Source organism: Pseudomonas sp. BB438 (assembly GCF_057180225.1).
The window spans coordinates 4,819,217-4,842,202 of the sequence record NZ_CM170001.1 but is presented as its reverse complement, the minus strand read 5'-3'; the positions used below and the strand labels follow the sequence as shown (position 1 = coordinate 4,842,202).

Below are 22,986 nucleotides of genomic sequence, written 5' to 3'. Positions count from 1 at the left end.
AAAGCAGCTATCATACGCACCCCTCTGTCGACACCGCACGTACGCACGCGCATGAACGAACACGATTACACGCTTGCCTGGGGCGCCTATATTGCCGCCGGCCTTGGCCTGACCCTGGTCTGGTTCCTGATGACCGGCTGGATGTGGCGCTGGCTGCGCGAACCCCTGCGGGTGATCGTTATCGTCCTGCTGTTCACCCCGACCCCGGTGGACCCGGCGAACAATATGTACGCCCCGGCGATCGCCATCACCGCGCTGGATGTGGTGTTCAAGGTCGGCAACAACGCCTGGCGCGCCGTCTCCGACCTCGCCCTGGTGCTGCTCGCCGCATTCGGCGTGTACCTGCTGTTCGTGCTGATCCGCTGGCCGCTGGAGCGTTCGCTGAAGAAGCGTCGCCAGGACAAGGAAGCCGACGACGAGCCAACCTTGCGCCAATTGATGCAGCCTGAGTTGGTCGAGGGTGTGGACTCCCACCCGAGTGAGCGGCGTGACAACCGCGCGCGGATCGAGCCGCGCCTGTAGTTCGCGCCTTGCGTCCTGCCCCGCACGCGTCCAGCATGAACTGAACGGCCTTTCGAGGAGTTCCCATGGACTGCGTGTTCTGCGCCATCGCGGCCGGTCGCGTGCCGGCCCGTACCCTCTACGAAGACGACCATTTCATCGTGCTGCTGGACATCTATCCGCTGCGCCCCGCGCACCTGCTGCTGGTGGCCCGCGAGCACGCGACCTTCCTGCACCAGCTGCCGGAAGCGGCGCAGCAGGACCTGATCCCGCTGGCCGAGCGCATGCAGCGCGTCTTGCGCCGCGCCGGCTACGGGCGGATCGGCATCAACCTGCTGGTCAATGACGGCCCCGCGGCCAACCAGCACGTAGCACATTTTCATCTGCACCTTATCCCGCGTGAGTTGAACGATCTGCCGGCCCTGCTGCTGCGCGCGCTCACGCGGTTCCTGCCGCTGGGGCGGAAAAGGATGCAGAATCGCCTGGAACGCGAGCTGCATCAGCTGCGCGAGGCACTGATGGAGGAGAACTGATTCATGTGCGAGTTGCTCGGCATGAGCGCCAACGTCCCGACGGACATCGTCTTCAGTTTCACCGGGCTGATGCAGCGCGGCGGCGGTACCGGCCCGCACCGCGACGGCTGGGGCATCGCCTTCTATGAAGGGCGTGGCGTGCGGCTGTTCCAGGACCCGTCCGCGAGCGTCGATTCGGAAGTCGCGCGGCTGGTGCAGCGCTATCCGATCAAGAGCGAAGCGGTGATCGGCCACATTCGCCAGGCCAACGTCGGCAAGGTCTGCCTGTCCAACACCCACCCCTTCGTGCGGGAAATGGGTGGACGCTACTGGACCTTCGCCCACAACGGCCAACTCGCCGACTTCCATCCCGAGCCCGGCATGTACCGCGCAGTGGGGGACACGGACAGCGAGGCGGCCTTCTGCGACCTGCTCAATCGCGTGCGCCGTGCTTTCCCCGAACCGGTTCCGGTGGAGGTGCTGCTGCCGACGCTGGTCAACGCCTGTGCCTCCTACCGCGAGAAGGGTGTGTTCAACTGCCTGCTCAGCGATGGCGACTGGTTGTTCACCTTCTGCAGCACCAAGCTGGCCTGGATCACCCGCCGGGCGCCGTTCGGCCCGGCGCGCCTGCGTGATGCCGATGTGACCGTGGACTTCCAGTCGGAAACCACGCCCAACGACGTGGTCACCGTGATTGCCACGGAGCCGCTGACCGACAACGAGAACTGGACCCTGATGCAGGGCGGCGAATGGATGCTCTGGTGGCGCGGCGAGATCGTCACCCAGGGCCGCATCTGAACGGGACGTGAAGCATTCCCGGAATGCCGGCGCGGCAAACGGGAGAATCCCGCGTCGCCTAGCAGACCATAAGAACGAGAGGGGGAGAGAATGCTGCGCAGCTATGTACGCATGGTGTTGTTCGCACTGGGCCTGATGGTCGCGGTCCAGGTGCCGGGCTTCATCAAGGATTACGCACAACGCGTCGATGCCCACCGCCTCGAGGCGACCCAGGCGTTGCAGGGCTTCAAGGACACGTCCGGACAGTTCTTCCAGGGCGACCTGAATGCACTGGTGGCGCACTACCGCGGCAGCCCCGACCCGGTGTTCCAGCGGGATGCCGATAACATCGAGCGCCTGATTCGCCGCGCCCGGCTGTTCGAGAGCGAATGGCAGGCCCTGCAGGGCAACTGGTACCAGCGCGCGCTGCACATGGTGACGGCGCCGAACCATGAGTTGCTGCAGGAAACCTACGAGAACTACCGCTACCAGGTGGTGCTGGAGCCCGAGGCCATCGGCTGGGCGCTGGCCGGCGGCCTGGTGCTGGCATGGATTGCCGAGGTGCTGATGGCTTCGGTGGCGGCGCTGGTGGGGTTGGGGGATAACCGTCGCGCTTCGCGGCGGCACTGGAACTGAGTATCAACCTGTAGGCGCGCGCCTCGGGGCCTCCGTTAGGCGCGGCTTCCTCCGCAGGGGATTTTTCCGGCAACGGCCGCTCCTGCGTCAGAGTCTCCCTGCTGGCCTCGTCCTGCCTGGCTCAGTGCGCCAGCGCCTCCTCGGGTGACTCGTGGCGGCGGTAGGGGAAGACGTCGATGACTTTCCCTGCACGGATCTGCTCCTGCAGGCTTTTCCAGTAGTCCGCGTCGAACAGGTTGCCGTGCAGCTTGGCGAATTGCCGGCGCAGCTTCAGGTCGACGAACAGGAAGCGCGGGAACTCCTCCGGGAACACGTCCATCGGCCCCACCGAGTACCAGGGCTCGGAGGACATTTCGTCCTCCTCGTAGCGCGCCGGCGGGATGTGGCGGAAATTCACCTCGGTCAGGTAGCAGATCTCGTCGTAGTCGTAGAACACCACGCGGCCGTGGCGGGTGACACCGAAGTTCTTCAACAGCATGTCGCCGGGGAAGATGTTCGCTGCGGCCAGTTGCTTGATCGCCAGCCCGTAGTCCTTCAGTGCCTCGTCTACCTGCGCCTGCGTGGCGTGTTCGAGGTAGATGTTCAGCGGGGTCATGCGGCGCTCGGTCCAGCAGTGGCGGATCAGTACCACGTCGCCTTCGAGCACTACGGTGGAGGGCGCGACGTCCAGCAACTCGGCGAGGCAGTCCGGGTCGAACTTGCGCACCGGGAAGCGGAAGTCGGCGAACTGCTGGGTGTCGGCCAGGCGCCCGACGCGGTCGTGGTTCTTCACCAACTGGTACTTCTGGATCACCGTGGCGTGGTCGACGGTCTTGGCCGGGTTGAAGTTGTCCTTGATGATCTTGAACACGGTGTTGAAGCCCGGCAGCGTGAACACGCTCATGACCATGCCGCGCACCCCGGGGGCCATGACGAAGCGGTCATCGGTGGTCGCCAGGTGGTTGATCAGCGCACGGTAGAACTCGCTCTTGCCTTGCTTGTAGAAGCCGATGGACGTGTACAGCTCGGCGATGTGCTTGCCCGGCAGCAGGCGCTTGAGGAAGGCGACCATCTCCGCCGGCACCGGCGCGTCGACCATGAAGTACGAGCGGGTGAAGGAGAAGATGATCGAGACTTCCGCCTCGTCGGTGATCACCGTGTCGAACTGGATGCCGCGCCCTTCGTGGTGCACCAGCGGGAACACCAGCGGCCATTGTTCGTCCGGGGTGAACAGGCGGCCGACCAGGTAGGCGCCCTTGTTGCGGTAGAACACCGAGCCGATCAGTTCGATGGTCAGGGTCGGATCCTTGCACACCCAGTCCGGCAGGTTGGCGTGCAGCAGGCTGTCCATGCGCGCCAGGTCGCGCTCGCGGTCGTCGTAGTCCACCGTGAATCGGTAGTCGTCGAAGATGTTCTCCAGCGCTTCGCGCAGCTTGCCGCCGGGGCGGTAGATGCGGGTGTGCGGGTCGCGGGAGTGAGCGCGCAGCGATGGGCGGGTGGTGTGCACGAACATCGTGCCGTCGCTGATGTTGTCGTGGCTGAACAGGCCGCAGAAGATCGAGTTGAACCAGGTTTCCGCCAGCTCGTCGTCCAGCCGTGGGTCGATCAGGGTGATGTAGGCGCTCTTGGCGATGGGCCAGCGCTCCACGTCGACCAGGTCGATGCCGACCATGGTGCGGGTCAGACGGCCCACCGTCGCGGCGACCATTTCCTCGTACAGGTCGATGCGCTCGGCGGAAGCGCGCTGGGCTTCCTGCCACTGTGCCTGTTCGAAGCGCGCAGGCGCCCCGGCGGTGATCTGGTGGAACTTCGCGCGGTAGTCGTCGAAGCCTTCGAGGATCAGGGTCGCGATCTCGGTTGCCGGCCAGTGCTGAGCCATGGGAACGCCTCTGCTGAGTGCTGGTGCAGCGAGCTTAGCCATGGGCAACGGTCAGGGAAAGACTGATTTCGCCGGAGGGTCGTGCAGATTTCCGACGAATCTAACGCGTATGCTGGTCGACCGAGCGCGTGGACGACGCGCACAGGAAACAGACTCTTCGGCAAGGAGCCGGTACGCAATGGACGACTTTCGCATCGAGCGCTGCACCGAGCAGCACATCCATGGTCTTGCAGCCCTCTACAACGATCCGGCGGTCGCCCGTCAGGTCCTGCAGATGCCGTTCCAGGCACCGGATCTGTGGCGCAAGCGTCTGGTGCTGGACGACGAGCGCCGGATCACCCTGATGGCGATGCATCAGGGAGACGTGATCGGCAGCGCCAGCCTGGAACAGTACCCGCGCGTGCGCCGCAGCCAATGCGGCAGCATCGGCATGGGTGTCGCCGTGGCCTGGCAGGGGCGCGGTGTCGGTACGCGGCTGCTGGCCGAGTTGATGGAGGTGGCGGACAACTGGATGGGCCTGCGCCGCGTCGAACTGACCGTCTACACCGACAATGCACCGGCCATCGCGTTGTACCGCAAGTTCGGTTTCGACGTGGAGGGAACGCTGCGCGAGTTCGCCCTGCGCGACGGGGTCTACGCCGACGTGCTGAGCATGGCGCGCCTGCGCCGCTCCTGACGATGGACTTTGAAAGTCAGCTATGGATGGATGGTGTTCACCGTCGGCGTAGGCTGGCGGCTTACCTGCGCTGGAGCGTTTCGCGATGAATCCCGCTGCTCTGCTTAATATGTTCGGGCTGGCCGCCATCTGGGGCGCCAGCTTCCTGTTCATGCGCCAACTGGTGCCGGCCATCGGCGTGATGCCGACGGCGTTCTTCCGTGTCGTGCTGTCGGCGCTGGGGTTGGTGGTGATCATGCTGCTCCTGCGCACGCGCTGGGATTTTCGCGGCAAGCTCGCGCGCATCCTGCTGATCGGCGTGATTGCCTCCGGCATCCCGGTGCTGATGTACAGCCTGGCGGCGCAGTTTCTGCCGGCGGGGTACTCGGCGATCTTCAACGCCACCACGCCGCTGATGGGCGTGCTGATCGGTTCGCTGTTCTTCGGCGAGGCGCTCACCGGCGGCAAGGCTCTCGGCGTGCTGCTGGGGTTGGCGGGCGTCGCAGTGCTGACCCGCGCCGGGCCCGTGCCCTTCGATGCGCAGGTGCTCTGGGGCGCCGGGGCCTGCCTGGTGGCGACAACCTGCTACGGCTTTGCCGGCTATTTCACCCAGCGCTGGATCAACGACCAGGGCGGGCTGGATTTCGCCGTCTCGGCGCTGGGCAGCCAGACCGGTGCGACCCTCTGCCTGCTGCCGTTTTTCCTCGGTACCAGCTTGAACATGCCGTTGGCGCCGCTGGCCGAACCGAAGATTCTGCTGGCGCTGGCCGGACTGGGCTTCCTCTGTACGTCCTTTGCGTACGTCCTGTACTTCCGCCTGCTGGCCAGCATCGGCCCGCTGAAGACCATGACGGTGACCTTCCTGATTCCGCCGTTCGGCGTGTTCTGGGGTGTGTTGTTGCTGGATGAGTCGCTGTCCTGGGCGCACCTGCAGGGCGGCGTGCTGATCGCCCTGGCGTTGTGGCTGGTGCTGCGCCCGGCGCCGCAGCCGAAGGTGGAAGCGGCGAACTGAGAGAAGCGCAGGCGAGGAGCGATCCTCGCCTGCGTGCGTCAGAAGCGGCTAGCGGTTATCCACAGCCTGACTGGTCTCGGCATCCCGTGCCGGGGCGGCCTGGCGAAACACCAGCATCAGGCCCAGCACGATCAGGCCCATGCCCAGCAGACCGAGGGCGGACAGGCGATTGCCGAACACCCCGTAATCCATCAGCGCCGTGACCGCCGGCACCAGGTAGAACAGGCTGGTGACGTTGACCAGGTTGCCCGCCGCGATCATGCGGTAGAGCAGCACGGTGGCCAGCACCGAGACCATCAGGCCCATCCACAGCGCGCTGAGGATGAACGCGGCGTTCCATTCCACGTGCAGCGGCTGGAAGGGCGCGACGCCGATGCACAGCGCGAGCCCGGCCATGTACTGCAGGGGCAGGGTGCCCAGCGGGTTCTCGCGGATGTTCTTCTGCAGGATCGAACCGCCGGTGATCGACAGCAGCGCCAGCAGACAGCAGGCCAGCCCGGCGAAGGTCAGGCCCGACAACCCGATGCTCTGATAGACCACCATCACCAGCCCGATCAGTCCCAGCGCGAGGCCGGCCAGGCGCGGCGTCGAATGCCGGCGTTCGAGCAGGAAGCTGGTCAGCATCGGCTGCACGCCGAGCACCGTGGCGATCACGCCGGGGGTGACGTGCAGGTCCAGCGCCATCAGGTAGAAGATCGGGTAGATGCCCAGCATCACCAGTCCGGTGAGCACGGCCTGGCGCACCTGCCTGCGCTCGCGCGGCCAGCGTAGGCCGATCAGCGGGGAAAGGATCAGCAATGCCACCAGCGCGGTGCCGAAGCGGGCGATGAGGAAGGCCATCGGCGACGCATGGGCCAGGCCCCATTTGCTGATGATGGCGGCGCTGCTCCACAGCAGCACGAACAGGGAGGTACTGGCCAGGGCCGCCAGGGAGGAACGGTTGAGCGAAATCATGCAATGCACCTGTCGTCAGGCAGATCACGACCGGCCTTCGATGGCCGGACACAGGCCGGGAATTGCGTCAGTGAGGCGCAGGAAACCGGGCGGTGGGAAACGCGTGTGGCGTCAGACGCTCACACCGGGTGGCGGGTAGGCCGCACCGGGTGGCGGAGGCGACGCGACAGCGACGACAGGGGGCGGAGGAGGGCAGGCCGCACCCGCACCCGCGCCGCGTGCCGGGGAGGCTGCAGCGATGATTGCCGGATCGGGCAATGGGTATCGGGACATGGAAGGCGAACCTGTTCAGTGGGGCAGCATCTGCGCTGCGTAGGCGGACTATAGCGGCCTGGATCGGTGTGTGCGAGTCACGCGGCAAAGTGCGACTCCTGCGACGAAAACGACAACGCGCGGCCAAGGCCGCGCGCTGTCAGGCAAGGGTGACGCTTACTTGCCGGTCTTGATGGTGTTCCAGGTGCGGGTACGCACGCGGTCGATCTTCATCGGCATGGATTCGAGGGCGAACAGCTTGGCCATCTTGTCCTGCGGCGGGTAGATCGCCGGGTCCGCCTTGATCGCCTTGTCCACCAGCGGGTCGGCAGCCAGGTTGCCGTTGGCGTAGTGCACGTAGTTGCTCACGCCGGCCATCACGTCGGGGCGCAGCAGGTAGTTCATGAAGGCGTAGGCGGCTTTCTCATCCGGCGCGTCGTTGGGCATGGCGACCATGTCGAACCACAGCGGCGAGCCTTCTTTCGGCGTGGAGTACTGGATTTCCACGCCGTTCTTGGCTTCCTTGGCGCGGGTAGCGGCCTGCAGGATGTCGCCGGAGAAGCCGACGGCTACGCAGATCTCGCCGTTGGCCAGGTCGCTGACGTACTTGGAGGAGTGGAAGTAGCGGATGTACGGACGCACCTTCAGCAGCGCTTCCTCGGCCTTCTTGTAGTCATCCAGCTTCTGGCTGTGATGCGGCAGACCCAGGTAGTTCAGGGTGATCGGCAGCAGCTCCGGGCCGTTGTCCAGCACCGCGACGCCACACTTGGCCAGCTTCTCCATGTACTCGGGCTTGAAGAAGATGTCCCAGGAGTCGATCGGCGCGTTGTCGCCCAGCACTTCCTTGATCTTCGCCGGGTTGTAGCCGATGCCGGTGGTGCCCCAGAGGTAGGGGAAGCCGTGCTCGTTGCCCGGGTCGTTCACTTCCAGCGCCTTCATCAGCACCGGGTTGAGGTTCTTCCAGTTCGGCAGCTGGCTCTTGTCCAGCTTCTTCAGCGCGCCGGCCTGGATCTGCTTGGCCATGAAGTGGTTCGACGGCACCACGATGTCGTAACCGGATTTGCCGGTCATCAGCTTGCCATCGAGGGTTTCGTTGCTGTCGTAGACGTCGTAGGTCGCCTGGATGCCGGTTTCCTTGGTGAAGGTCGGCACGGTGTCCGGGGCGATGTAGTCGGACCAGTTGTAGATCTTCACGCTGTCGGCCTGGGCGGCGCCGGCGGCCATGGTGAGCGAGAGTGCGAGGGTGGAGAGCAACGGGGCGGAAATTTTCATTCTTGTGTTCCTGACAACGGTGCGGAAAACCCGGCCATCCCCTAGAGATGGGCGACGCGGTGTCGCGGGGCTGGGCAAGAATTAACCATTTTGCCGGAACATGGCGAGGGGCCATGGCTGCCTGCGGGTCCGCAGACAGCGCACATGGTCCGAGCCGCACCCGAGAGGTGCGGCGGCAGGAAGTCCGCCCGCAAAGGGCCGGAGTAGAGCTTACTGGACCAGTTCCTGGTCCTCGAACAGGCCGTCGAACAGCATGGTGGAGAGGTAGCGCTCGCCCGAGTCCGGCAGTACGACCACGATGGTCTTGCCCTGCATGTTCGGCTCTTCGGCCAGCTTCACCGCGGCAGCCATGGCGGCGCCGCTGGAGATGCCGCAAAGGATGCCTTCTTCCTGCATCAGGCGCAGGGCCATGTTCTTGGCGTCCTCGTCGGCGATGGTGGCGACGCGGTCGACCAGGGACAGGTCGAGGTTCTTTGGCACGAAGCCGGCGCCGATGCCCTGGATCTTGTGCGGGCTGGGCTTGATCTCTTCGCCGGCCAGCGCCTGGCTGATCACCGGCGAGGTCACCGGCTCCACGGCCACCGAGAGGATCGGCTTGCCCTTGGTGTTCTTGATGTAGCGCGATACACCGGTGATGGTGCCGCCGGTGCCGACGCCGGCCACCAGCACGTCCACCGCGCCATCGGTGTCGTTCCAGATTTCCGGGCCGGTGGTCTTCTCGTGGATCGCCGGGTTGGCCGGGTTGTCGAACTGTGCCGGCATGAAGTACTTGGCCGGGTCGCTGGCGAGGATTTCCTCGGCCTTGGCGATGGCGCCCTTCATGCCCTTGGCCGGCTCGGTCAGGACGATCTCGGCGCCCAGCGCCTTGAGCACCTTGCGGCGCTCCAGGCTCATGGAGGAGGGCATGGTGAGGATCAGCTTGTAGCCACGAGCGGCGGCGACGAAGGCCAGGCCAATGCCGGTGTTGCCGGAGGTCGGCTCGACGATCGTCATGCCCGACTTCAGGCGACCGTTGGATTCGGCATCCCAGATCATGTTGGCGCCGATCCGGCACTTCACCGAGTAACCCGGGTTGCGCCCTTCGATCTTGGCCAGGATGGTGACGCCGCGCGGGGCGATGCGGTTGATCTGGACCAGCGGCGTGTTGCCGATGGACTGCGCGTTGTCTGCGTAGATGCGGCTCATGATGAGAGTCCTTGTCGCTCGAAGGTGATCAGAAAGCCTATTCCCAGCCCGCCTTCCAGTCCAGACGCAGAACCGGCATAAGGATGGGCGCAGGAGCGCCGGTGTCGGGCTCCACTGGGAACTGCAAGCTCTCGCAAGAGACTGCGCGTGGCTGGGTGAAGGGTGACCGGGCATTCAGTGACTGAATGCCCGTCCTGCGTTCACAGTCGAGCGCCATGCGCGTTATAGTCGCAGTCTCCCAAACGCACATTTCCGCCCGGGCCTTCCCCGGCCGCTACCGTTCGAGGATTCACCGATGAAGTTCGAAGGCACCCAGTCCTACGTCGCCACCGACGACCTCAAGCTGGCGGTCAACGCCGCCATCACCCTGCAGCGCCCGCTGCTGGTGAAAGGTGAGCCGGGCACCGGCAAGACCATGCTCGCCGAGCAGTTGGCGGAGTCCTTCGGCGCCAAGCTGATCACCTGGCACATCAAGTCCACCACCAAGGCCCACCAGGGCCTCTACGAGTACGACGCGGTCAGCCGCCTGCGCGACTCGCAGCTGGGCGTGGACAAGGTCCACGACGTGCGCAACTACATCAAGAAGGGCAAGCTCTGGGAGGCCTTCGAGGCCGAAGAGCGCGTGATCCTGCTGATCGACGAGATCGACAAGGCCGACATCGAGTTCCCCAACGACCTGCTGCAGGAACTCGACAAGATGGAGTTCTTCGTTTACGAGACCAACGAGACCATCAAGGCCAAGCAGCGCCCGATCATCATCATCACCTCCAACAACGAGAAGGAGCTGCCGGACGCCTTCCTGCGCCGCTGCTTCTTCCACTACATCGCCTTCCCCGACCGCGAGACCCTGCAGAAGATCGTCGACGTGCACTACCCGAAGATCAGCGGCACGCTGGTCAGCGAGGCGCTGGACATCTTCTTCGATGTGCGCAAGGTGCCGGGCCTGAAGAAGAAGCCTTCCACCTCCGAACTGGTGGACTGGCTGAAGCTGCTGATGGCCGACAACATCGGCGAAGCCGTGCTGCGCGAGCGCGATCCTACCAAGGCCATCCCGCCGCTGGCTGGCGCCCTGGTGAAGAACGAGCAGGATGTGCAGTTGCTCGAACGCCTGGCTTTCATGAGCCGCCGCGCCAGCCGTTAACTATCGGGCTGCTGCGCGTCGGCCAGGCTGCGTTGGAATCAGACTCGGAATGCTCATTTACAATCGTAAACTCCGCTTCCTCGTCTGATTCCGCCTTGCCTGGCTCCAGCTCGCAAGCCCTTGCACCGAGTGCAGAAGGAGCATCGCTCCTGCATCAATGAATCAACGAGGGTGCAGCCATGCTGCTCAACCTGTTCAACGAAATGCGCGCGGCCAAGGTGCCGGTATCGGTGCGCGAGCTGCTCGACCTGATCGATGCGCTCAAGCACCGCGTCGTGTTCGCCGACATGGACGAGTTCTATTACCTCGCCCGCACCATCATGGTGAAGGACGAGCGCCATTTCGATAAGTTCGACCGGGCCTTCGGCGCCTACTTCAAGGGCCTGGAAAAGCTCGACGACCACCTCAAGGCGCTGATCCCCGAAGAGTGGCTGCGCAAGGAATTCGAGCGCCTACTGACCGACGAGGAGCGCGCGCAGATCCAGTCCCTCGGTGGCCTGGACAAGCTCATCGAGGAGTTCAAGAAACGCCTGGAAGAGCAGAAGGAGCGCCACGCCGGCGGCAACAAGTGGATCGGCACCGGCGGCACCAGTCCCTTCGGCTCCGGCGGCTTCAACCCCGAGGGCATCCGCGTCGGCGACGCCGGCAAGCGCCAGGGCAAGGCCGCCAAGGTGTGGGATCAGCGCGAGTACAAGAACCTCGACGACCAGGTCGAATTGGGCACGCGCAACATCAAGATCGCCCTGCGCCGCCTGCGCAAGTTCGCCCGTGAAGGCGCGGCGGAAGAGCTGGACATCGACGGCACCATCGACCACACCGCCAAGGATGCCGGGCTGCTCAACATCCAGATGCGTCCCGAGCGCCGCAACACCGTGAAGCTCCTGCTGCTGCTGGATATCGGGGGCTCCATGGACGCCCACGTGAAGGTCTGCGAGGAACTCTTCTCGGCCTGCAAGACCGAGTTCAAGCACCTGGAGTACTTCTACTTCCACAACTTCATCTACGAATCGGTGTGGAAGAACAACCTGCGTCGCTCCAGCGAGCGCACCGCGACCTTCGACCTGCTGCACAAGTACGGGCCGGACTACAAGGTGGTGTTCGTCGGTGATGCCGCCATGGCGCCCTACGAGATCACCCAGGCCGGCGGCAGCGTCGAGCACTGGAACGAGGAGGCCGGCTACGTCTGGATGCAGCGCTTCATGGAGAAGTACAAGAAGCTCATCTGGATCAACCCGTACCCGAAGGACACTTGGAACTACACCGCTTCCACGGGCCTCGTGCGCGAGCTGGTGAAGGAACAGATGTACCCGCTGACCTTGAGTGGCCTGGAAGAGGGGATGCGGTTCCTCTCTCGTGGGTGAGCGCTCCCGCGGTTGAGCGCCAGGGCGGTGCAGTCGCACCGTCCTGGTGTCCGCAAAGGTAACCCTGCAGCCAGGCAGAAATGACCGGCCTGGCGACGAAAGCCCCGGCGCGCGGGGATCGATACGGCCACGTCTGGTGGCCGGCACGCAACTTGCCTCACCCAGACCTGCGCCTGTCGCGGTAACATCGGGCGGCGCGCCGTAGCGTCTACGATGGGCATCGAATGAATCCTCTGACCTTCTCCCGCTCCACCTGGCTCAACTCCCTGCACATGACCTCGCTGACTGTCGCGCTGATGGAGTCCGAGGGGCACAGCCGCGAGTCCATCCTCGAGGGCAGCGGCATCACCGGCGACGACCTGCTCGACCTGCGCCGGCTGGTCAGCCCCTGGCAGGAGCAGCAGGTCTTCAGCAACGTGCAGAACCTCGCGGGTGAACCGGCCCTCGGTTTGCGTCTGGGCGTGCGCACACGGATCACCGCCTATGGCCTGCTGGGCTATGCGCTGATCTCCGCGCCGACCCTGGGCGAGGCGCTGCGTATCGGCCTGAGCTACCCGGTGCTGCTGGGTACCTACTTCCACCTCGCGCTGGAAGTGGACGGCGACATGGCCTGGCTGGTCGCTACCGGCTACGGCGAAGAGGAAGAGATGCGCCCGTTCAACACCGAACTGTGCCTGGGCTCGCTGAAGGTCGCCTGTGCCGACCTGCTCGGCCAGCCTTTGCCGCTGGTGCGCGCGGAGTTCGACTACGCCGGCCCGGCCGAACGCCGCGCCGCCTATGCCACGCTGTTCGGCTGCCAGCTGAGCTTCGATTGCGCGCGCAGCGCCATCGGCTTTCCCGCGAGCTGGCTGGACATGCGCCTGCCGCTGGCCGACGCAGTAACCCACCGCGAAATGCTGGAGCAGTGCCGCCGGCAGAACATCGATCTGGCCGCGCGCCGCGCCTGGCTGGACAAGGTCCGGGCGATCCTTGGCGAGCGCCTGCAGGAACCGCCGGGCCTGGAAGAACTGGCGCGGCGCCTCAACTGCTCCTCGCGCAGCCTGCGCCGCCATCTGCAGCAACAGCAGACCAGCTACCAGCAATTGCTCGACGAATTGCGCTTCGCCCGCGCCAAGGAACTGCTGCAGGATGGCGACATGCCGATCTACCGCATCGCCGAGGAACTGGGCTTCAGCGAGACCGCCAGTCTGCGCCACGCCTTCCAGCGCTGGAGCGGCCAGCCGCCGAGCCATTTCCGGGCCTAGAGCGCGTGTACAAAGGTGCGCATGAAATCCGCGCGACATTGTCGCGGATCAAGGAGCAGGCCGGTCTGACAGGCATAGCCTTCAGGAATCCCACAAGGAAACCTCCGAGGGCCTGACCATGGCCAAGAAATTCCCGCTCAACCCGCCGCATCCCGAGCGCATCTGCTGGGGCTGCGACCGTTATTGCCCGTCGACCAACCTGGCCTGTGGCAACGGTGCGGACCGCACCATGCACCCGGCCGAGATGCTCGGCGATGACTGGTATCAGTTCGGTGACTGGGGCATCGAGGCGCCGAAAACCATTCCCGCGGTGCAGCTGGAGCCTTCCCGCTAACTTTCGCTCGCGCCCTTGCGGCGCCGGAAAGAGGAAAGCGCGCACTCCCTCCCCGGAGTGCGCGCTTTCGCGTCATCAGCCCTTGTTCGGGGTGATGCCGTAGATCTTCTGGAAGCGGGCGATCAGGGCGTCCGGCTTCTTCTCTTCCTTCTGCATCAGGTACACCACGCGCTCGCCGTTGGGGCCGCTGGCGATTTCGGTGTGGTGGAAGATCGGTTCGCCCAGGCCGTTCATGTCGACCATGTCGCCGTAGCGCTGGGCCACGTAGATCACGCCGTCCTTGCGGATTTCGCCGTAGAAGCCGGCGGCCGGCGGCAGGCTCTGCTTGAGGAACTGGTAGCCGGCGATCTTCTTCACGTCCTTGCCCTGGTCTTCGGCGCGAACCACCAGCACGACGTCCTGGCCGAACTTGTCTTTCTCGCCGACTTCCTTGGTGTAGGTGGTCTTGCCGGTGACGAGGTAGTCGCGGTAGACGTTGGCGTCATCGAACACGTACAGGGTCGATTCGGTGCGCACGAGGTACCAGTCGTCGTTGTTCGGCGTGGCTTCCTTGCTGGCGACCTGCTGTTGGCCGGCGCAGCCCGCGAGGGCGGCGACGAGCAGGGCGAGAGATGCAACGGTGTTGGCAGTCTTTTTATTGAACATCGTGGAGGCTTCCCTGGGTTGAAAGCCTGCGAGTTTCAATGGACCACATAACGGATTGATGACGGCAAAATGACGAATTGTTTCCGCGCTACAGCGCCCGGATTCCGGGCACTGTAGTCGATCGGGGAGGGCTTACGGACGCGCTTCGAGGATCAGGTTGAACGGCGTTTCGGCGGCGCGGCGAAAGCGGCTGAAACCGGCCTCCTCGAACACCTGGCGCAGGCGTGCTTCGCCCGCTTGCGCGCCCAGCCCCAGCCCGACCTCCTGGGACAAGGAGTTGGGTGTGCAGATGAAGGTCGAGGCGGCGTAGAACAGTCGGCCGACCGGGTTCTGGTTGTCGTCCAGATGGTCGTTGGCGAAGGGCTCTACCAGCAGCACCGTACCCTCCGGCTTGAGCGCCTGACGTGCGTGCTGCGCTGCGCCCACCGGGTCGCCCATGTCGTGCAGGCAATCGAAGAAGCAGATCAGGTCGTAGTCGTTGCCGGGGTAGTCCTTGGCGCTGGCGCGCTGGAAGCTGGCGCGCCCGGCTACGTCGGCCTGGGCGGCGCGCTGGTTGGCCACGTCTATCGACGGCTGGTGGTAGTCGAAGCCGATGAAGCTGGAGGCCGGGAAGGACTGCGCCATGACGATGGTGGAAGCACCGTGGCCGCATCCTACGTCGGCAACCCGCGCGCCGCTTTCGAGCTTGCCGACCACGTCGTCCAGGGCCGGCAGCCACTCGGCCACCAGGTGTGCGCGGTAGCCGGGGCGGAAGAACTTCTCGGTGCCGGAGAACATGCAGGGGTGGTGATCGCCCCAGGCCAGACCGCCGTCACCGCGCATGGCGGCGACCAGCTTGTCCTTGTCGTGGTAGAGCGCGGCAACCACGGATGCGCCTCCAGCGACATAGACCGGCGAGTCCTCGATGGCCAAAGCCATGGCCTGTTCCTCGGGCAGGCGGAAGGTGCCGTCCTGGTGTTCCATGTAGCCCGAGGCGGCATGAGCGCTGAGCCATTCGCGCAGCAGGCGGACGTTGCAGCCGCTGCGCTCGGCCAGTTGCGCCGGGCTCACTGGCTGTCGGCCATGGCTTTGTAGAGGCCGAGTTCTTCGCCCAGGATGATGTTGGCGAGCATCGCCGCGCCACCCATGTCGGTGACCAGCTTGCCCATGAATTCGTTGAGTCTGGCTTCGTCCATTGCGCGATCTCCCGTGCGAAGCCGCGGGGAGGCCCGGCGGCAACCGAGGAAGGAAGGCGGCAGGCGGCGGTGCCGGATGCCGCGACGGGCGCCGGCCAACGGCGGGCACGGGACGCTGCGGGCGCAACGCTGTCTCCCGCGCGGGACTGTTGCGCGAAGGCCGGCGGGGCGGCTGCCCGACCGGCGTAACCCTTACATTCTACGGCGCTGGATTCGGCCCGGTGGTGTCGCCGACTTGCGGTGCTGCCGCGTCGTCGGCAGCCTCCGCGCGCGCGAACTGCGGCCGTTGCAGGATCAGGTTCTGCGGCGTGCTGAGGCTGATGCCGGCCTCGCGCAGGCCGCTGAAGATGGCGAACAGCAGGTCGCTTTTGGTCGAGTACACCGCGCGCGGACTGCTGACGTTGCCCGAGGCGGACAGGGTCAGGCCGGTGGCGCTGAGGTCCTTGAACGTCACGGACGGGGCCGGCGTATCGACGATGTTTTCGTGCTCGGTATAGGCCTTGAGCATCAGCTCGCGGACCTGCTGCACGTCGGTGTCCAGCGGCAGGGTGAGGTTGATGCCGACCACGCCCAGCGCACTGCCCATGGTCACGTTGCGCACGTTCTGCGAGATGAACTGGGAGTTGGGCACGATGACCGTGGACTGGTCGGACATCTGGATTTCCGTGGCGCGCACGTTGATCCGCCGGATGTCGCCTTCCACCCCGCCGGTCAGGCTGACCCAGTCGCCCACCTTCACCGGACGCTCGGTGAGCAGGATGAGGCCGGAGATGAAGTTCTGCACGATGGCCTGCAGGCCGAAACCGATGCCCACCGACAGGGCACTGACCACCCAGGTCAGGCTGGTGAGGTTGATGCGCAGCGCCGAGAGCACCAGCAGCACCAGAATGACCATGCCGATGTAACCCACCAGGGTCACGAGTGAGGCGCGCATGCCGGCGTCCATGCGCGTTTCCGGCAGCAGTTCGTCGGCCAGCCAGCGCTTGAGCAGGCGCAGGCCCAACAGCCCGGCGGCCAGGGTGCCCAGGGCCAGCAGGATGTCCTGGGGGACGATGTTCAGGCGCCCCAGGGACTGGCCGCTCTCCACCAGTTGCACCAGGCCCTGGAGCAGCTCGCCAGGGCTGGTTCCGGAAGTGGAGAAGGCGATCAGCAGGGTGGACAGCACCAGCAACGTGCGCCCGGCGCCGGTCAGCAGGGTGGCGAACTGCGCCTGGTGGCGTGGGTCGACGCCGAGGTTTTCCGCCAGTCGTTCGCCGATCGGCTGGCGGGGCGACAGCAGGACTTCGCAGAGATCGACGAACAGCGTCGTCAGCAGGTAGCCGGTGGCGCAGACCACGCTGGCCCAGAGCAGCTTGCCAGCGAAGAAGTAGGCCAGTGACAGGTAGCCGGTGACCAGCGCCAGGATGATCAGCAGCACGGTGATCAGCATCGCCAGCACGAGGATGCCGGCGAGCGCGGAGGTCTCATGGCCCTCGGCTTCGCGTCGGGCACGACGGTAGCGATAGAGCGCGATACCGTACAGCACGGCGGTGGCCAGGGCGGTGATGCCGTTGACGGCCACGGTCAGGGCGAGGCTCGCGCCGCTGGAGCTGTTGATGCGGTCCACCGTGCCCAGCACCAGCAGCATCCAGGCCATCAGCCAGGGGAAGGGAGAGAGGGCGGTAGCGACCGGATCGGGCAGGTCGGGCAGCCGCCAGGAGGGTCTCTGCACGGCCAGTAGCGCGCGGCCGAGGCCAGCGGTGAAGGTGCAGAAGATCACCAGGGAGAGCATCTGGTCGCCGAGGTTCTCCATGTTGCCGCTGAGCTGGCCGTGCCAGTTCATGCCTTCATGGATCACCGTAGCGCCACCGCCGAGGGTCAGGATGGTCGCCAGGCTGACCGATACGGCCAGGGCGCTGCGGCGCAGGCGGCCCACCGGAATCCAGCGGATCATCGCCTTGGTCAGCAGTTGCTCCAGCAGGCGCCGGCCAGGAATCCACAGCAGCACGGCGACGAGCAGGCTGGCAATGAAGGGCGAGCGGTGCTCGGGCTTCCAGGTCGTGGCGAAGGCGTCGGCGATTTGCGCGCGCATGGATTGCAGGCGGGTCAGGTCATCGTCGGTGGGGCGGATCAGGTTCGACCAGAAGCTGGGGCTCAGCGGCGGCGGGTAGCGCGTGGCGATCTGCGAGTTGAACTGGCTGCGGCGCAGGTTGACGATCTGCGCGGCAAGGTCCTGGGCATTGCGATCGATCTGGTTGGCGCGTTCCAGCTGCTTCTGCAGGTCCTTCTGGGCATCCGTCAGGTCGTTGCGCTGCTGGGTGAGACTCTCGGCCTCGTTGGGCGTGACCGGGCCGAGCACCTTGAGCTGGTCCTCGGTGCGCGACAGGGCGGTGCCGATGTCGGTGGCGTTCTGTTCCGCGCGCGCCTGCACGGCCAGCGCGGACTGCCGCAGGTTCGACAGCAGGCCGTCGTCGCTGTCGGCGGACACGCGTTGGCGAATCAGCTCGAGGCGAGCGGCCAGTTGGTCGACGCCCGCGTCGTCGGGCAGGTCCGGCAACTGGATGGAATCGCCGGCCTGGACGTCGGTCGGCTCGTCCGCCAGCGCGGCGCCAACGCCCGCCAACGACAAGGTCAGCATCAGCAGCACGCGGCTGCAGGCGCGTACGAAGGTTTCCCGCATCTTCCCCCATCCTGTGGTCAAAACGCTTGATGATGTTCGACCGGCCCACGGCCAGGACAATTCCCTGAGCATAGCGCCGCTGGGATGGGTCTTTGCCGGCCGAAAGCGGATAATCAATCGATACAGATGGTTAAGGGTCAGAAATTCTGGCCACATCGATCCCCTTTTGGCCGCTTCCGCTGTTTTGTGTCGCGCGGTCGCTGGGCAGAATTCCCGTCACCGGACAACAAGAATCCTTCAGAGGGTACTCCCATGCTTACCGTGTACAGCGATGATCACCGCCTGCATTTCGGCCAGTCCGAACTGGTCGACGGCAAACTCCAGCCCTGCTTCGAGATGCCCAGCCGCGCGGACACCGTGCTGGCTCGCGTGAAGTCCCAGAACCTGGGCGAAATCATCGAGCCCAAGGACTTCGGCATGGAGCCGATCCTGCGCGCGCACAACACCCGTTACGTCGAATTCCTCAAGGGCGCCTGGGCCCGCTGGGCGGCCGAAGGCCACACCGGTGACCTGGTCTCCACCACCTTCCCGGGCCGCCGCCTGCTGCGCGACGGCCCGATCCCGACTGCGCTGATGGGCGAAGTGGGTCACTACAGCTTCGACACCGAGGCGCCGATCACCGCCGGCACCTGGCAGGCCGTGTACAGCTCGGCGCAGGTCGCGCTGACCGCCCAGGACCACATGCGCCAGGGCGCCAGCACTGCCTTCGCCCTGTGCCGTCCGCCGGGCCACCACGCCGGCAGCGACTTCATGGGCGGCTACTGCTTCCTGAACAACGCTGCCATCGTCAGCCAGGCCTTCCTCGACCAGGGCGCCAAGCGCGTGGCCATCCTCGACGTCGACTACCACCACGGCAACGGCACCCAGGACATCTTCTACCGTCGCAACGACGTGCTGTTCGCCTCGATCCACGGTGACCCGCTGGTGGAGTACCCGTACTTCCTCGGCCATGCCAACGAGCACGGCGAAGGTGCCGGCGAGGGCTACAACCACAACTACCCGCTGCCCCATGGCACCGGCTGGGACGGCTGGTTCGCCGCGCTGGACGACGCTTGCCGGAAGATCGCCGATTACGCGCCGGACGCGGTGGTTGTATCGCTCGGCGTGGATACGTATAAGGACGACCCGATTTCCGAGTTCAAGCTGGACAGCCCGGACTACCTGAAGATGGGCGAGCGTATCGCCGCACTGGGTATTCCGACCCTATTCATCATGGAAGGCGGCTACGCGGTGGAGGCCATCGGCGTCAACGCGGTGAACGTGCTGCAGGGCTACGAAGCCGCTGCAAGCCGATAAGACGAGTCGGGCGGATGAGAATCCGCCCGATTGCTTTTCATTGCTCGCAACCGTTTGCGCGAGCGCATCCAGCTGGGGAAGGACATGAACAAGAATACCGCGCTGCGCGGCCTGCTCGCCGCCGCCACCCTCATCACGGCCAGCGCCGCCAGCGCTGCACCGGAAGTGCGCATCTACAACTGGTTCGACTACATCGGCCCGGACACCCTCAAGGGCTTCCAGGGCGAGACCGGCATCAAGCCGCAATACGACGTCTACGACAGTAACGAAGTGCTGGAAGCCAAGCTGCTTTCCGGGCACTCGGGCTATGACGTGGTCGTACCCAGCGACAGCTTCCTCCCCAACTACCTCAAGGCCGGCGTCTTCCAGCCGCTGGACAAGAGCCAGCTGCCGAACTGGAAGAATCTCAATCCCGCACTGCTCAAGGTGCTGGAGAGCAAGGACCCGGGCAACCAGTACGTGATGCCCTACATGTGGGGCACCAACGGCATCGCCTACAACGTCGACAAGGTCAAGGCCGTGCTCGGCGACAACGCGCCGGTCGACTCCTGGGACCTGGTGTTCAAGCCGGAGAACCTCGCCAAGCTGAAATCCTGTGGCGTGGCCTTCCTCGATTCGCCCACCGAGGTGATCCCGCAGGTCCTGCATTACCTGGGCCTGTCGCCCAACAGCCACAACCCGGACGACTACAAGAAGGCCGAGGCACTGCTGGCGAAGCTGCGCCCGAACATCACCTACTTCAGCTCCTCGAAGTTCGTCACCGACCTCGCCAACGGCGACGTCTGCGTGGCCCTGGCCTGGTCCGGCGGCGCGATGCAGGCGGCCAACCGCGCCAAGGAAGCCAATAATGGCATCCACATCGAGTACCGCATTCCCAAGGAAGGTGCCGCGGCTTGGTTCGACGTGCTGGCGATTCCGAAGGACTCGAAGAACGTCGAGCAGGCCCATGCCTTCCTCAACTACCTGCTGCGCCCGGAAGTGGTCGCGCCGATCTCCGACTACGTGGCCTACGCCAACCCCAACCAGGCGGCGGACGGGCTGATCTCCAAGGAGCTGCACGACAACCCCAACGTCTACCCGCCGGCGGACGTGCAGGCCAAGCTGTTCTCGGTGGAAATGCTGCCGCCCAAGCTTGAGCGTATCCGTACCCGCACCTGGACCCAGGTGAAGTCCGGCAAATAATGTCGCTGGCGGCTGGCTGAACAGCGGATTTCCGTTGGCGGCCGGCTGGCGCGAACTGGCATGATCGGCGGACTTTCTTCGAGGAAGTCCGCCGATTGTTCTTTCGGCTTCCCAATTCCTGACAATTGCTGCCGAGCCCTTCCATGAACTCCCAAGCCAACATCGTCGAGCGCAAGGGCGCCGACGCCTTCGCCATCCAGGTCATGACCGGCCTGTGCGTGATCTGGGGCATCCAGGCGGTGATGGTGAAACTCGCCGCACCGGACATCGCGCCGATCATGCAGGCCTTCGGGCGCAACCTCGTGGCCGCCGTCGCGGTAGGCCTGATCATGTGCTGGCGCGGCGGCTGGGAGGGCTTCCTGCGCCAGGGCACGCTCAAGGGCGGGTTGCTGGCCGGTGTGCTGTTCGCCGCCGAGTTCTTCTTCATCGCCCAGGGCCTGGTCTACACCTCGGCCTCGCACATGGCCGTGTTCATCTACACGGCGCCGATCTTCTCGGCGCTGGCGCTGCATTTCCTCCTGCCCAGCGAGCGCCTGCGGCCACTGCAGTGGCTGGGAATCGGCGTGTGCTTCGGTGGTATCGCCCTGTGCTTCGGCGGTGGCTTCGACTTCGCCAGCATGGATGGCCACGTGCTGATGGGCGATGCCTTCGGTGTGCTCGCCGGGTTTTCCTGGGGCATGACCACGGTGGCGGTGCGCACCACGCGGCTGTCCGAGGCGAAACCGATCCTGACGCTGTTCTACCAGTTGCTGATCGCCGCGCTGCTGTTGCCCTTCGCCGCGCTGGCGCTGGGCAAGACCGAGGATGTCAGCTTCACCGCCATTGGCGTGGGCAGCGTGCTGTTCCAGGGGCTGGTGGTGTCGTTCTTCAGCTACTTCACCTGGTTCTGGCTGCTGCGCCGCTACCTGGCGTCGAACCTGGCGGTGTTTTCCTTCATGACGCCGATGTTCGGCATCGCCTTCGGCGTGCTGATCCTCGGCGAGCCACTGACCCTGAACTTCGTCGGAGGCGCCGCGCTGGTGCTGGCGGGCATCACGCTGGTAAGCAGCGAGCAGTGGATCCGGCGAATGCTTCGCCGCTGATGGGAACTGTCGCGCTCTTGATTCAGGTCAGGCGCTGCGGCGGGGGAAGGCGATAGGCTTTGTATCAAGGAGTGAGTGGCACGGGCGGAGAGTGGGACGCCGGGCTATTCTTCCTAGGGCGGCCCATGGTGGTAACGGGCCGCCCGACCTGAATTCGAACGAGGAGGCATTCCATGAAAGTCTGGCTGCAAAGCGTTGCGTGGAAACTCGGTGTCGCGCTCGGCCTGATCGAGCCTCCACGTCTGCAACCCATCCCCATCCGTAGCGACGAGCATCGTCGGCTGATGGAACAGCGCCGCCGATACTGACGGTGCCTGAGTTGGACACGAAAAACCCGCCTGATGGCGGGTTTTTTAATGGGTTCTCAACGGATTGCCCGTTATTCGTGGGCCTTGAACCAGTCGTCGATCATTCCCTTCAACCGCTCTCCGGAGAAGCTGTCGAAGTGTCCGCCGTGCACGGTGCGCACCGGCAGCTCGCGCAGGCGCGCCAGGCTGGCAGCGTAGTCGTCGAGGTTGGAGTGGTAGGCATCCTCGATCAGCGGGCCGTCGTAGATGATGTCGCCGGAGAACAGCGTCCGGGTCTTCTCCTCCCACAGGCTGATCCCGCCTGGCGAGTGGCCGGGCGTGTGCAGGACCTGCAGGGTGCGGTCACCAAGGTCGAGCACATCGCCTTCATCGATGGTGCGGGTCGCCGGAGCAGCCTTGACGCGGTATTCGGCGTAGCACAGCGGGCAGTCCGGGTGCGCGTCGAACATCTCGTCGTCGACGAAGGCGGTGGCCAGAGTACGTTCGCCGTCGGGACTGGCGAGAATGTCGGCTTCGGCCGGGTGCACGAGGCGCTCGTCGAACTCGTGATGGCCGGCGATGTGGTCGAAGTGGGTGTGGCTGGCCACTGCCAGCAGCGGGCGGTCTGTGAGCCAGGGCAGTTGCTCGCGCAGGCTGACCAGGCCGGAGCCGCTGTCGACCAGCACGTCGCGGTCGCGCCCCTGGATGTGCCACATGTTGCAGCGATAGAAGGGGCGGACGTAGGGCTCGTGGATCAGGCTGACGCCGTCGTAGCAGTGACGAACCTCGAACCAGCGGTCACGGGTGACGATCTTCATGACTCGGATTCCGGGCTTTTTGTGTAGGAGCGAGCTTGCTCGCGAACAATCCCGAACTGGGCGGTTCGCGAGCAAGCTCGCTCCTGCATGAGAGGGTTACTACCCTAACCTCTCCCAGGGGGAGAAGGAACCGTTCGGAGCCTTGGGG

The 22,986-nt window shown here is 65.1% G+C and carries 21 protein-coding genes and 1 pseudogene; 14 read left to right on the top strand and 8 right to left on the bottom strand.

Going from position 1 to position 22,986, the window contains the following annotated elements:
- The first annotated feature begins 51 nt into the window (after window positions 1–51).
- The 4 genes from AC1ZV1_RS22160 (at window position 52) to AC1ZV1_RS22145 (ending at window position 2,426) form a co-directional block, all read left to right on the top strand.
- Window positions 52–522 carry an MFS transporter gene (locus AC1ZV1_RS22160; RefSeq protein WP_484293642.1) on the top strand — a complete coding sequence of 157 codons (471 nt, stop codon included), beginning with the start codon at window positions 52–54 and terminating at the stop codon, window positions 520–522.
- Window positions 523–587: 65 nt separating this feature from the next.
- Window positions 588–1,034: an HIT family protein gene (locus AC1ZV1_RS22155; RefSeq protein WP_484293641.1), complete on the top strand. Its 447-nt coding sequence runs from the start codon at window positions 588–590 to the stop codon at window positions 1,032–1,034.
- A 3-nt stretch (window positions 1,035–1,037) separates the two neighbouring features.
- Entirely contained in the window at window positions 1,038–1,811 is a 774-nt protein-coding gene (locus AC1ZV1_RS22150; RefSeq protein ID WP_484293640.1) for a class II glutamine amidotransferase, read from the top strand.
- A 90-nt stretch (window positions 1,812–1,901) separates the two neighbouring features.
- Complete coding sequence (locus AC1ZV1_RS22145; RefSeq protein ID WP_484293639.1) at window positions 1,902–2,426, top strand: DUF2937 family protein; 525 nt, start codon at window positions 1,902–1,904, stop codon at window positions 2,424–2,426.
- A gap of 121 nt (window positions 2,427–2,547) precedes the next feature.
- Here AC1ZV1_RS22145 and aceK read toward each other — a convergent pair whose 3' ends face one another.
- A complete protein-coding gene (gene aceK / locus AC1ZV1_RS22140; protein ID WP_484293638.1) occupies window positions 2,548–4,284 on the bottom strand; it encodes a bifunctional isocitrate dehydrogenase kinase/phosphatase in 1,737 nt (578 codons plus the stop codon).
- A gap of 178 nt (window positions 4,285–4,462) precedes the next feature.
- Between aceK and AC1ZV1_RS22135 the strand changes: the two genes are divergently transcribed.
- The gene (locus tag AC1ZV1_RS22135; RefSeq protein WP_484293637.1) at window positions 4,463–4,960 is read left to right on the top strand and encodes a GNAT family N-acetyltransferase; all 498 of its coding nucleotides are present in this window, start codon (window positions 4,463–4,465) and stop codon (window positions 4,958–4,960) included.
- A gap of 85 nt (window positions 4,961–5,045) precedes the next feature.
- Entirely contained in the window at window positions 5,046–5,951 is a 906-nt protein-coding gene (locus AC1ZV1_RS22130) for a DMT family transporter (protein ID WP_484293636.1), read from the top strand.
- Between the two features lie 48 nt (window positions 5,952–5,999).
- Here AC1ZV1_RS22130 and AC1ZV1_RS22125 read toward each other — a convergent pair whose 3' ends face one another.
- The 3 genes from AC1ZV1_RS22125 to cysK form a co-directional block, all read right to left on the bottom strand.
- Entirely contained in the window at window positions 6,000–6,905 is a 906-nt protein-coding gene (locus AC1ZV1_RS22125; RefSeq protein ID WP_484293635.1) for a DMT family transporter, read from the bottom strand.
- Window positions 6,906–7,334: 429 nt separating this feature from the next.
- A complete protein-coding gene (locus tag AC1ZV1_RS22120) occupies window positions 7,335–8,381 on the bottom strand; it encodes a polyamine ABC transporter substrate-binding protein (protein ID WP_484297605.1) in 1,047 nt (348 codons plus the stop codon).
- 258 nt (window positions 8,382–8,639) lie between these two features.
- Window positions 8,640–9,614: a cysteine synthase A gene (gene cysK / locus AC1ZV1_RS22115; RefSeq protein WP_484293634.1), complete on the bottom strand. Its 975-nt coding sequence runs from the start codon at window positions 9,612–9,614 to the stop codon at window positions 8,640–8,642.
- Window positions 9,615–9,909: 295 nt separating this feature from the next.
- Between cysK and AC1ZV1_RS22110 the strand changes: the two genes are divergently transcribed.
- The 4 genes from AC1ZV1_RS22110 (at window position 9,910) to AC1ZV1_RS22095 (ending at window position 13,694) form a co-directional block, all read left to right on the top strand.
- Window positions 9,910–10,755 (top strand): AAA family ATPase, encoded by an 846-nt coding sequence (locus AC1ZV1_RS22110; RefSeq protein ID WP_015476360.1) that lies wholly within the window; start codon window positions 9,910–9,912, stop codon window positions 10,753–10,755.
- A gap of 179 nt (window positions 10,756–10,934) precedes the next feature.
- A complete protein-coding gene (locus tag AC1ZV1_RS22105) occupies window positions 10,935–12,116 on the top strand; it encodes a vWA domain-containing protein (protein WP_017518512.1) in 1,182 nt (393 codons plus the stop codon).
- A gap of 224 nt (window positions 12,117–12,340) precedes the next feature.
- Window positions 12,341–13,360, top strand: coding sequence for an AraC family transcriptional regulator (locus AC1ZV1_RS22100; protein WP_484293633.1), 1,020 nt, complete (start codon window positions 12,341–12,343; stop codon window positions 13,358–13,360).
- Window positions 13,361–13,478: 118 nt separating this feature from the next.
- Window positions 13,479–13,694 carry a DUF3079 domain-containing protein gene (locus AC1ZV1_RS22095; protein ID WP_484293632.1) on the top strand — a complete coding sequence of 72 codons (216 nt, stop codon included), beginning with the start codon at window positions 13,479–13,481 and terminating at the stop codon, window positions 13,692–13,694.
- A 75-nt stretch (window positions 13,695–13,769) separates the two neighbouring features.
- Here the strand turns inward: AC1ZV1_RS22095 and AC1ZV1_RS22090 are convergent, their stop codons facing one another.
- The 3 genes and pseudogenes from AC1ZV1_RS22090 to AC1ZV1_RS22080 form a co-directional block, all read right to left on the bottom strand.
- The gene (locus tag AC1ZV1_RS22090) at window positions 13,770–14,339 is read right to left on the bottom strand and encodes a hypothetical protein (protein ID WP_484293631.1); all 570 of its coding nucleotides are present in this window, start codon (window positions 14,337–14,339) and stop codon (window positions 13,770–13,772) included.
- Window positions 14,340–14,471: 132 nt separating this feature from the next.
- Window positions 14,472–15,514 (bottom strand): annotated as a pseudogene (locus AC1ZV1_RS22085) (class I SAM-dependent methyltransferase).
- A gap of 199 nt (window positions 15,515–15,713) precedes the next feature.
- The gene (locus AC1ZV1_RS22080; protein ID WP_484293630.1) at window positions 15,714–18,173 is read right to left on the bottom strand and encodes a DUF3772 domain-containing protein; all 2,460 of its coding nucleotides are present in this window, start codon (window positions 18,171–18,173) and stop codon (window positions 15,714–15,716) included.
- Between the two features lie 252 nt (window positions 18,174–18,425).
- Between AC1ZV1_RS22080 and AC1ZV1_RS22075 the strand changes: the two genes are divergently transcribed.
- The 4 genes from AC1ZV1_RS22075 (at window position 18,426) to AC1ZV1_RS22060 (ending at window position 22,041) form a co-directional block, all read left to right on the top strand.
- Entirely contained in the window at window positions 18,426–19,469 is a 1,044-nt protein-coding gene (locus AC1ZV1_RS22075) for a histone deacetylase family protein (protein ID WP_484293629.1), read from the top strand.
- 84 nt (window positions 19,470–19,553) lie between these two features.
- Window positions 19,554–20,651 carry an extracellular solute-binding protein gene (locus tag AC1ZV1_RS22070; RefSeq protein WP_484293628.1) on the top strand — a complete coding sequence of 366 codons (1,098 nt, stop codon included), beginning with the start codon at window positions 19,554–19,556 and terminating at the stop codon, window positions 20,649–20,651.
- A gap of 143 nt (window positions 20,652–20,794) precedes the next feature.
- Complete coding sequence (locus AC1ZV1_RS22065; protein ID WP_484293627.1) at window positions 20,795–21,733, top strand: DMT family transporter; 939 nt, start codon at window positions 20,795–20,797, stop codon at window positions 21,731–21,733.
- Between the two features lie 173 nt (window positions 21,734–21,906).
- Entirely contained in the window at window positions 21,907–22,041 is a 135-nt protein-coding gene (locus AC1ZV1_RS22060; protein WP_484293626.1) for a PA1414 family protein, read from the top strand.
- Between the two features lie 71 nt (window positions 22,042–22,112).
- Here AC1ZV1_RS22060 and AC1ZV1_RS22055 read toward each other — a convergent pair whose 3' ends face one another.
- On the bottom strand, window positions 22,113–22,838 hold the full coding sequence (locus AC1ZV1_RS22055) for an MBL fold metallo-hydrolase (RefSeq protein WP_484293625.1): 726 nt from the start codon (window positions 22,836–22,838) through the stop codon (window positions 22,113–22,115).
- Window positions 22,839–22,986 lie beyond the last annotated feature (148 nt).